The organism is Psychrobacter halodurans, assembly GCF_017498075.1.
Taxonomy (GTDB): domain Bacteria; phylum Pseudomonadota; class Gammaproteobacteria; order Pseudomonadales; family Moraxellaceae; genus Psychrobacter; species Psychrobacter celer.
On the sequence record NZ_JAGBKN010000057.1, the window covers coordinates 1 to 915 of the forward strand.

General features: G+C 39.2%; 2 protein-coding genes. Both read right to left on the reverse strand.

Features of this window, described 5'->3' with window-relative positions:
* Positions 1–5: 5 nt before the first annotated feature.
* Positions 6–533, reverse strand: coding sequence for an IS630 family transposase (locus tag J3491_RS11905; RefSeq protein WP_207970359.1), 528 nt, complete (start codon positions 531–533; stop codon positions 6–8).
* Positions 499–852, reverse strand: a complete 354-nt coding sequence (locus J3491_RS11910; RefSeq protein WP_075100793.1) for an IS630 transposase-related protein — start codon at positions 850–852, stop codon at positions 499–501. Before J3491_RS11910 ends, J3491_RS11905 begins: the two co-directional genes overlap by 35 nt.
* Positions 853–915: the final 63 nt, after the last annotated feature.

The following is a 915-nucleotide window of genomic DNA, read 5'->3' on the forward strand; positions in this document are numbered from 1 at the left end:
TATAGTCAGTCTAGAATAAAAGAGATACAACCCATATCATGAAACAGCTTAGGTAGATTATTCTCCATCCAGCCTTGACGTAGAAATTTTGCCTGTGCCCACTTCTTTTCAATGGGATTTAGATCAGGGCTGTAGGGTGGCAACCAAAGAATACGATGGCCATGTCTGTTCAGTAGTTTTTGAATGCATTTGTTCTTATGAAATCTAGCATTGTCCATCACGATCACACATTTTGTTTTAAGACTTGGTATTAGCGTGTGTTTGCACCAGTGGTAGAATATGCTGCTGTTAATATTTTGCTCAAAGTAATCTAAGGCAAATAACATTTTTTCATAGAGCGCACCAATAACGTTAGTGCGCTTTCTTGCTTGCCAGTTATAGCTGTCGATACAGGGTTTACCTATCGGTGCATAGCCATGAGAACGAATGGTTTCAGCCTCAAAGCCGCTTTCATCCATGTACACAATGGGATAGCCTTGCTGCATAAAACTATTGAGCTTACTCTGATACGCTGCTCTTTTTATTGGACACACTTTTGGATGCTCTAAGGTCTTTTTTTTGACTGATACCAAGGCGCTTTAGGGCAATATCAATGCCTGACTTGCTACAGCCTAAACGTTGAGCTCGCTCGTACATGTAATCGTCTGGATACTGCGCGACGTCTTTGAGAAGTGCTTCATTTGGTATTTTACTGGGTGGCTTATCCCGAGTTTGTTTGATACTTGGATTTTTCAGCCAACGCTGTAAAGTGGTTTTGCTGATGTCATAGAAAATACAAGCTTGACGAATGCTCATGTCTTTGTCTTTGACGCTTTTTATAACTTGCGTTCGAAAGTCTGCTGAGTAAGTCATAATGATTATATCTTTCTCTTTATTTTAAAAGCATTGTATCTTATTTATAAAAGACTGACTATA

What these genes read in the sequence shown, in the direction of transcription:
- J3491_RS11910 (WP_075100793.1), bottom strand. Translation starts at nt 852, where the DNA reads ATGACTTACTCAGCAGACTTTCGAACGCAAGTTATAAAAAGCGTCAAA.